The organism is Parafrigoribacterium humi (assembly GCF_040227205.1).
Taxonomy (GTDB): domain Bacteria; phylum Actinomycetota; class Actinomycetes; order Actinomycetales; family Microbacteriaceae; genus Parafrigoribacterium_A; species Parafrigoribacterium_A humi.
In genome coordinates this window covers 302,432-311,958 of sequence record NZ_JBELOA010000003.1, presented here as the reverse complement: position 1 = coordinate 311,958, position 9,527 = coordinate 302,432, and the positions used below count along the sequence as shown (strand labels likewise).

At 59.0% G+C, this 9,527-nt stretch carries 4 protein-coding genes and 1 CRISPR repeat array; all 4 genes read left to right on the top strand.

Features of this window, described 5'->3' with window-relative positions; genetic code table 11:
• Positions 1 to 345: 345 nt before the first annotated feature.
• The 4 genes from cas9 (at position 346) to recQ (ending at position 9,448) form a co-directional block, all read left to right on the top strand.
• Positions 346 to 3,492, top strand: coding sequence for a type II CRISPR RNA-guided endonuclease Cas9 (gene cas9, locus ABUA28_RS08285; protein WP_349903563.1), 3,147 nt, complete (start codon positions 346 to 348; stop codon positions 3,490 to 3,492).
• Positions 3,493 to 3,512: 20 nt separating this feature from the next.
• A complete protein-coding gene (gene cas1 / locus ABUA28_RS08280) occupies positions 3,513 to 4,436 on the top strand; it encodes a type II CRISPR-associated endonuclease Cas1 (RefSeq protein WP_349903562.1) in 924 nt (307 codons plus the stop codon).
• The gene (gene cas2, locus ABUA28_RS08275; protein WP_349903561.1) at positions 4,433 to 4,762 is read left to right on the top strand and encodes a CRISPR-associated endonuclease Cas2; all 330 of its coding nucleotides are present in this window, start codon (positions 4,433 to 4,435) and stop codon (positions 4,760 to 4,762) included. The genes cas1 and cas2 overlap by 4 nt, the downstream gene beginning before the upstream one ends.
• Positions 4,763 to 4,833: 71 nt before the next feature.
• Positions 4,834 to 7,243: a CRISPR direct-repeat array (repeat unit 36 nt; unit sequence AGCTTATCGCTCTGGGAAATGAGCCCTGGCCGCAAC).
• Between the two features lie 315 nt (positions 7,244 to 7,558).
• Positions 7,559 to 9,448, top strand: coding sequence for a DNA helicase RecQ (gene recQ / locus ABUA28_RS08270; RefSeq protein ID WP_349903560.1), 1,890 nt, complete (start codon positions 7,559 to 7,561; stop codon positions 9,446 to 9,448).
• The last annotated feature ends 79 nt before the right edge of the window (positions 9,449 to 9,527 follow it).

Sequence of the window (9,527 nt, the reverse complement as noted above, 5' to 3'; positions counted from 1 at the left end):
CACCGGCCTCAACGCCGAGGAAGGACTCTGGCACCGATCAGGCTGGGCAGGACGCGGATGACACACCCGACCCATCCACACGTTCTTGCCTATAAGCCCAGATAGGGGCTTATAGGCAGATAAAAATAATGGGGCCGCTTGCGCGGCCCCATCTCATTTGGTGAATATTCCTGGTTAACAGGTCATCTTGTTAACGTCAGGGCTCATTTCCCAGAGCGATAAGTACCAGTAAAGTACCACGGTCGAATGGAATCCTCATGCCCCTTCTTTGGGGGCACGGTTAATTGATTCCTACAACTAAACTTTTGCTCGGGTCATGCTGACTTCGAGTAGAGGGAGCTTGTGATGCTTCGGTATCGACTGGGGTTGGATTTGGGCACGAACTCGCTCGGCTGGGCTGTGCTCGAATTAGACGCGCAGAATTGTCCGTTCCGCATCGTACGAATAGGATCGCGCATTTTTGGCGACGGTCGAAACCCAAAGGACGGCAGCTCGAAAGCTGCCGACCGGCGTGGCCCACGGCAGATGAGGCGGCAGCGTGATCGCTATCTTCGCCGGCGCAGGAAGTACATCGGCGGGCTGGTGAAGGCGGGACTATTCCCAGCGGATATTACCGAAAGGCAGGCGCTTCTCAGTCTCAATCCCTACCGGTTACGCGCCGAGGGGCTAGAGAGGGAGTTAACCCCGCATGAATTTGGACGAGCACTGTTCCACCTCCAACAGCGTCGCGGTTTCAAGAGCAACCGTAAGACAGACAAGCAGTCTAAAGATGCAGATAAGGACCCGGGCAAAATCAAGTCTGCGATCGCTGAGTTCGCCGGGGAATTGGGCGGATCAACCGTTGGTGCAGCACTGTGGCGCCGCATTCAGAATGGACTCCCAGCGCGGGCGCGGCTAATCGGATCTGGGCCGAACGCGACTTATGCCTTCTACGTGTCTCGCGAGATGATGGCCCATGAATTCGATGCGCTCTGGGATGCACAGGAGAGATTCGCGCCCGGAAAATTCTCTGATGTCGATCGCCGCGCGCTTCGAGACATTCTACTTTTCCAACGGAATTTACTTCCTCAGGATGTGGGACGCTGCTATCTTGAGCACCAAGAACTACGTGCTGCAGTTGCTCTCCCGTCCTCGCAACTCTTTCGTCTATATCAAGAGGTCAATCATCTTCGACTTCGCCATCGTAGAACGTTGGATGAACGTGCTCTTACTCGAGCTGAGCGCGACAAACTAGTCAGGGAACTCCGGGGTGAGGTCAAACGAACACCCCCGAAGCTCCGTGAGATTTTGTTCGGCAAGGCCGAGGCTCGGGCGTGGGAGTTCACGCTTGAGGATGGCAAACGCAATGAGGTCAAAGGTGATCAGACTTCGGCGAAGCTCTCCCATGCGGAAGCGTTTGGAAGTGCCTGGTTTGACCTCAGCATTGAGGAACAGGACATGCTCGTCGGCCACCTCCTTAATGAAGCAAATGAACGTGTTCTCATCGATTGGCTCACCGAGCATTACAACCTGACGCGGGAGCAGGCCGAATACATCTCTGATGTTTCATTGCCGTCAGCATGCCTGCGTTTGAGTACCAAGGCGATGAGTCGCATTTTGCCGCACCTCATCGAAGGATGGGACGCGGATCAGGGTCAGCCGCTCACCTACGACAAGGCAGTTCAGGCCGCAGGGTACAAGCACCATAGTGACAAGCGAAGGGCGGAGTTGCTCTTCGAGCTGCCGTACTACGGAGAGGTGCTTGGCCAATACACCATGCCTGCCGGCAAGTCGAGCGTGGAGTCGGAGCGGGTTCACGGCAAGATCGGCAATCCGACTGTCCACATCGGGTTGAACCAATTGCGCAAGGTCGTCAATGCCCTTATCAAGACGTATGGCCTGCCAACGCAGATCGTGGTTGAACTCGCGCGGGATCTCAACAAAAGCCCGGAAGAGAAGCGTGAGATCGAACGCAAACAGAAGAAGAACCAGGACGAGAACGATGCGATCCGGAGTGAGTTGGAAAAGTTAGGTCAATCGGCCACGTATGACAACCGTTTGCGACTTCGGTTGTTCAACGAACTTGGGGCGACTCCAGTGTGCGTCTACTCAGGCCGCAGGATCGGGCTGGCTTCGCTGTTCAGCAATGAGTTCCAGGTCGACCATATTTTGCCTCTTTCGGCGACGCTTGACGACGGCTATGCCAACAAGGTACTCGTCCACCAGAGCGCGAACAAGTACAAGGCCAAGCGCAGTCCCTACGAGGCCTTTGGTGTTTCGGCAGACGGGTATTCATGGAGCGATATCCTGGCGAGAGCCGAGGTGCTTCCGAAGAATAAGCAGCGTCGATTTTCCTCAGGGGCGATGACTGATTGGGAGGACGAAGAGAAGGGCTTTCTTGCACGGCAACTCAACGACACACGATACCTATCACGTGTAGCAAAGCAGTATCTTGAGGCAGTCTGCGCGGATGTTTGGGTCACACCCGGACGGCTGACTGGCCTGCTGCGCGGCAAGTGGAACCTCAATTCGATCCTGTCTGACTCGGGGAAGAAGGAACGCACCGACCATCGGCATCATGCGGTAGATGCTGCGGTTATCGCCGTTACGGACCGCTCGCTGCTTCAGCGGGTTTCAACGGCAGCGGCTCGTGCAGAGGATCGGAACCTTGATCGTTACTTCGAAGGGTTCCCTGATCCATGGCCGAAGTTCCGCGAAGAACTGGTAGCGGCGGTTCAGAAAGTGGTTGTGTCGCACAAACCCGATCATGGAACCGGCTCCGCTCTGCACAACGACACGGCGTTGGGGATTGTAAGTGGACCCGATGCCTCCGGAAGATATCGAGTGCGCCATAAAATTCCAGTCGAGAACGTTCGTGAAAAGCATCTCAAGGATCTGCAGGTTTCCGGCGCATTCCGCGATGAATTGGAGGATGCGATACTTGGTGCCTTGAGCATGCCAGAAATCGCACGCAAGCTCGCTGAAGTAAAGGCAAAAACCGGCCGTCGAAGTGTGCGGTTTGTTGAGACCCTTTCGGTCATCCCTATATATCAGCGTGGTGAGTCGATGCTCAACGGCACGGAGCCCTATAAGGCGTATAAGGGAGATTCGAACTACTGTTACGAGATCTTCCGGGTGGAAGGAGACAAGTGGGGCGGGCGCGTCGTCACCTCATTTGAGGCGCAGGGCAAGGACTATCAAGAATTTATACGTTCCGCGAGATTCCGAACCACAGCATGGTCGGGTGAGGATCTCGTGATGCGGGTTATGGGCGACGACATGATCGCGATTGAGGAAAACGGCAAAAGAAGGTTGATGCGTCTACAGAAGTTGACGTCCGGGACGTTGTCGATGGCTGAGAATTTTGAGGCAAACGCTGATGCTCGTGAGCGCGACAAGGATTCTGGCTTCTCTTATACGCGCAAGACGCCGAACTCGTTAAGGGCAGTGCAAGCGCGCCGCGTCTTTGTTGATCCCATTGGAAGGGTGAAAGATCCGGGGTTTCGTGAGTAGCTAGGAAAAGGGGGTGCCTCATGATCGGTCGGGTGATTGAGGTCATTGAGTCCGACAGGCATCTGTCGCTGGAGTACGGCAACATGCTCATCCGGGATTCTGTGCGAGTTGTTGCGCGGGTCGCACTCGATGACGTGAGCGCTGTGATCGTTAATCCCTACGGAGCGACGCAGTCAGCCGGACTCCTCGCTGCCCTCGCAGAGCGCAATATCCCGTTTATCGTCGCGGGTAAGAACTTCAGTCCCGTAGGGATCATGCTTGCGATCGATGGGAATTTTGCACAGTCCGGGCGAATCGAGAAACAGATCGAAGCTTCACGACCAACGACGAAGCGTCTCTGGCAGCAGGTTGTTCGCGCCAAGCTTGACATGCAGTCAATGGCGCTGGAAGTTATGGGGGTCGATTCCTCGCCGGTGAGGGCGATGATTCCCAGAGTGCGGTCGGGTGACCCAGAAAATTTCGAGGCCCAGGCCGCGCGACTGTACTGGCGGCGGATGTTCGGGCGCACATTCCGCCGTGACCGTGAATTGATGGGGGTCAACAGCTTTCTTAACTACGGCTATGCAGTTCTGCGATCTGCAACAGCTCGCGCGGTAGTTGCTGCAGGCCTGCATCCAGGCATCGGGATACATCATCGCAATGCCTATGACTCGATGCGGCTGGTCGACGATTTGATGGAGCCGTACCGCCCGCTGGTTGATATTCGCGTCCACGGCCTTGTTGACGCTGGTTATGAAGAAGTGACGGTTGAGGTCAAGCGTCGGCTCGTCTCCGTGATCAACACCGACGTTCCCACGAGTCTGGGGACTAGCCCTGTTTCGGTGGCTTTGCACTACCTCGCAACCTCACTGAGTCAGGTCTACTCAGGAGATCGTGACCAGCTTGAGCTCCCCACCTCGCGCATGATCGATGAGGTGCGGGATCTGGCTGAGGTCGCGGCGTGACGGAATTGTCGGGGTATCGCGTCATGTGGATGTTCACGCTCTTTGACCTTCCGGTCCTCACGAAGAAGGAACGAAAGGCTGCGGCCGACTTTCGTAAGTATCTGCTCAAGCAGGGATTTCAGATGGCGCAGTTCTCGGTTTATCTGAAATATTGCCGTGACAAGACGCAGGCTGACCGACTCGCGATCCAGATTGCTCAAGCCGTGCCCGACGACGGCAAACTTGACATCCTCATGCTGACAGACAAGCAGTACGAAAATATGGTGACTTTCTACGGTCACACCCGCGTAAAGCGAGAAAATCAGCATCAGCTTGCATTCTTCTAGCAATGCGCGCCAGTTTTATGAAAGCAAGTGACCCGAAAACCCCTGATCAATCAGGGGTTTTCGGGCCATCTAGCTTATCGCTCTGGGAAATGAGCCCTGGCCGCAACTAAGAATGCGTGCAAGAAAGCCCGCTGGTCAGCTTATCGCTCTGGGAAATGAGCCCTGGCCGCAACTGATCGTTGCGGTTGTGCCGTCAGCGCGGAAGCTTATCGCTCTGGGAAATGAGCCCTGGCCGCAACACCGGGCCTAACTTGGCTATCCGCACTAAGAGCTTATCGCTCTGGGAAATGAGCCCTGGCCGCAACAGAACCGGCGCCCACGCGTTCTTCGTCTGAAGCTTATCGCTCTGGGAAATGAGCCCTGGCCGCAACGAGAATCGCGCGGGCGAGGGCAAGGAATAGAGCTTATCGCTCTGGGAAATGAGCCCTGGCCGCAACAAGATTGCGAGCAGATCGTCCTCAATACGCAGCTTATCGCTCTGGGAAATGAGCCCTGGCCGCAACAGGAACGCGAAGCGGCCTTTACCGTGTCGAGCTTATCGCTCTGGGAAATGAGCCCTGGCCGCAACAGTGGCCAGGTCATCGCGCACCAGAAGATCAGCTTATCGCTCTGGGAAATGAGCCCTGGCCGCAACGTAAAGCGGACGGGGTTGGGTGGAGCCAAAAGCTTATCGCTCTGGGAAATGAGCCCTGGCCGCAACTGCCAGTTCTCCCGCGTTAGCAGTCGCTCGAGCTTATCGCTCTGGGAAATGAGCCCTGGCCGCAACTTCGCATTCTGTGAGGATCACGAACCCGACAGCTTATCGCTCTGGGAAATGAGCCCTGGCCGCAACGCCACCGTCGCTCGGCCTCCGCGCGGACTTAGCTTATCGCTCTGGGAAATGAGCCCTGGCCGCAACGGCGCAGCTTTGGGAATGAACCCATCCGTGAGCTTATCGCTCTGGGAAATGAGCCCTGGCCGCAACGCCGAGAGTAGACACACCCATACGGGGCAGTAGCTTATCGCTCTGGGAAATGAGCCCTGGCCGCAACACCGAACCCCGGATACATCACGTTCGGTGCAGCTTATCGCTCTGGGAAATGAGCCCTGGCCGCAACAGGATGTAGTCTTTACCGATACGGTTTTGTAGCTTATCGCTCTGGGAAATGAGCCCTGGCCGCAACAGCACATGACCCGCAGACTCACGGCCAGCCAGCTTATCGCTCTGGGAAATGAGCCCTGGCCGCAACTTCCACGGCCGCTGACCATTCACCAGACTCAGCTTATCGCTCTGGGAAATGAGCCCTGGCCGCAACTATGCGGATGCGATCCCCGCAGGCAGTTACAGCTTATCGCTCTGGGAAATGAGCCCTGGCCGCAACTAGGCGGCATGTCACCGGTGTAACCACCAGAGCTTATCGCTCTGGGAAATGAGCCCTGGCCGCAACTCTGCTCCCCAGTACCCCGACAGAGGAAGGAGCTTATCGCTCTGGGAAATGAGCCCTGGCCGCAACTCATCCCACACTGCCTGATATCCGTAAAGTAGCTTATCGCTCTGGGAAATGAGCCCTGGCCGCAACTTCGCCCCTCGGCATAGTCCGAAAGCGCTGAGCTTATCGCTCTGGGAAATGAGCCCTGGCCGCAACCGGCTGCATAGGCTGCGTTCCTACCGTGAAAGCTTATCGCTCTGGGAAATGAGCCCTGGCCGCAACCCAGCTGATGACCGGCCTCCTGCGCGCGGCAGCTTATCGCTCTGGGAAATGAGCCCTGGCCGCAACTCTGCTCTGGCGGGTGCGCGAGTAGCGTGTAGCTTATCGCTCTGGGAAATGAGCCCTGGCCGCAACCGCATCTGATCCAACGTGGTCAAAGTGCCTAGCTTATCGCTCTGGGAAATGAGCCCTGGCCGCAACTATCTCGATAACGAAACTTGCGGTGTTGCAAGCTTATCGCTCTGGGAAATGAGCCCTGGCCGCAACGAAGCGGCTCTTCTCGTGGCGCACCTACGAAGCTTATCGCTCTGGGAAATGAGCCCTGGCCGCAACTACAGGCAGTACGCCCATGGGGATGGGGTAGCTTATCGCTCTGGGAAATGAGCCCTGGCCGCAACGTCGGTGTCGGATGGTGCAACCTCACGCGGAGCTTATCGCTCTGGGAAATGAGCCCTGGCCGCAACCGCGACGCCTCGCGGCACCGTCTCATCGCAGCTTATCGCTCTGGGAAATGAGCCCTGGCCGCAACGAGCTGGCCACATTGCAGGCGTATGCGGACAGCTTATCGCTCTGGGAAATGAGCCCTGGCCGCAACGTGCGAGCCTGCACACCGATCTCAGTCGCGAGCTTATCGCTCTGGGAAATGAGCCCTGGCCGCAACTCCGGCGAAGGACACGTTCGCGCAAAATCCAGCTTATCGCTCTGGGAAATGAGCCCTGGCCGCAACACCTATCATCAACTTGAATGGGCCGGATATAGCTTATCGCTCTGGGAAATGAGCCTTGGCCACGTTGAGGCCCACGGGGCGAACAGCCAGAAAGCGTATCGTTCTGGAAATCGGTCACAACCCTTGTGGCAGTGGAATTGAGGGTACGCGATTTGGTTGCAATCCTACGAATAGATTCGTTGCAATCCATATGTCAGATTCGTTGCAATCCTACGATTAGGGACGGATCAGCGACAGCCTTTTTGACGCTTCTGGCTGTAGTTCGTGGGGGGTCTCGATACGTGGGCTCGTGCCTCGCGCACTACTCGACCAGCTGGTTAAGGCAGTCGTCGTTGTGCACAGACCACGCGCCGTGTCACCACCGCCAGTTACCCTTGGGGCATGACCCTGGGAGTGGATGCGGGACTCGACGCGACCGGTGAACTGCGGCCCGCGAACCCCGGTTCCGCGAAGTCGGGAAACGCCGCCCTCGACACCCTGCACCGGGTCTTCGGATATGACGCGTTCCGCGGCAACCAGGCGGACATCATCCAGCACGTCATCGGCGGCGGTGACGCGCTCGTGCTCATGCCCACCGGCGGCGGCAAGTCGCTCTGCTACCAGATCCCGGCGCTCGTGCGCGAAGGCACCGGGGTCGTCGTCTCCCCGCTCATCGCCCTCATGCAGGACCAGGTGGATGCCCTCACCGCGGTGGGCGTGCGCGCCGGGTTCCTCAACTCCACGCAGGATGCGGAGCAGCGTCGAGACGTGGAGTCCGCGTTCCTGGCGGGCGAACTCGACCTGCTCTATCTGGCTCCGGAGCGTCTGAAGATCGAGTCGACATCCGCCCTGCTCGACCGCGGAAAAGTGTCGCTGTTCGCGATCGACGAGGCGCACTGTGTTGCGCAGTGGGGCCACGACTTCCGCCCTGACTATCTGCAACTGTCGATGCTGCACGAGCGCTGGCCGGAGGTGCCGCGCATCGCGCTCACCGCGACGGCGACCGAACAGACGCACAAGGAGATCCAGAAACGGCTGCAACTTGGGCAAGCCCGCCACTTCGTCGCCAGCTTCGACCGGCCCAACATCCAGTACCGCATCGCGCCCAAGGACTCCCCGCAGCAGCAACTGCTCCGCCTGCTGCGTAGCGAACACGACGGGGATGCCGGCATCGTCTACTGCCTGTCGCGGGCATCCGTCGAGAAAACGGCCGAGTTCCTCGTGCAGAACGGCATCCCCGCACTGCCCTATCACGCGGGCCTCGATGCCCGGGTGCGCGCGGCGAACCAGTCACGGTTCCTGCGCGAAGACGGCATGGTGATGGTCGCCACGATCGCCTTCGGCATGGGCATCGACAAGCCCGACGTGCGCTTCGTCGCCCACCTCGACCTGCCCAAATCGGTCGAGGGCTACTACCAGGAGACCGGACGAGCCGGCCGTGACGGACTGCCGTCCACCGCCTGGCTCGCCTACGGGTTGCAAGACGTGATGCAGCAGCGGCGGATGATCGACCAGTCCGAAGGGGACGCCGAGCACCGCAGGCGGCTGAGCGCGCACCTCGACGCCATGCTCGCCCTGTGCGAGACCGTCGAGTGCCGTCGCGTGCAACTGCTCGCCTACTTCGGCGAGACCAGCCAGCCGTGCGGCAACTGCGACACCTGCCTCGCGCCTCCCGAGTCCTGGGACGGCACCGTCCCAGCCCAGAAACTCCTTTCCACCGTGGTGCGACTGCAGCGCGAACGAAACCAGAAGTTCGGTGCCGGGCAGCTCATCGACATCCTTCTCGGCAAGGAGACCGCGCGGGTCGTGCAGAACAAGCACGACACGCTCAGCACCTTCGGCATCGGAACCGAGCTGAACGAATCCGAGTGGCGCGGAGTCGTGCGGCAACTTCTCGCGCAGGGGCTCCTCGGAGTGAACAGCGACGGCTTCGGCACCCTCGTGCTCACGGATGCCAGTGCCTCGGTTCTCAGCGGGGAGCGTCGCGTCAACCTGCGGCGCGAGCCCATCCGCGCGGCCAAGTCGCGCGGGTCGAAGGCGAGCGGCACCGCTCTCGCCGACCTCACGCCGGAGGCCACCACCACCTTCGAGGCGTTGCGTGCCTGGCGCGGTGCCGAAGCGAAGGAGCAGGGCGTTCCCGCCTACGTCGTCTTCCACGACGCCACCCTGCGCGAGATCGCCACGAGCGGGCCGACCACTCTCGAACAGCTCGGTACCATTACCGGTATCGGCGAGAGCAAGCTCGAGAAGTACGGGGAACAGTTGCTCGCCACCCTCGTCGCGACGGAGTAGCGCAGCGCAGCCGGCCGATCCGCCCATCCGCAGGTGGTGCAACTTTGCCGAGCGTGCCCGGCTGCACCGAGCGTGCTCG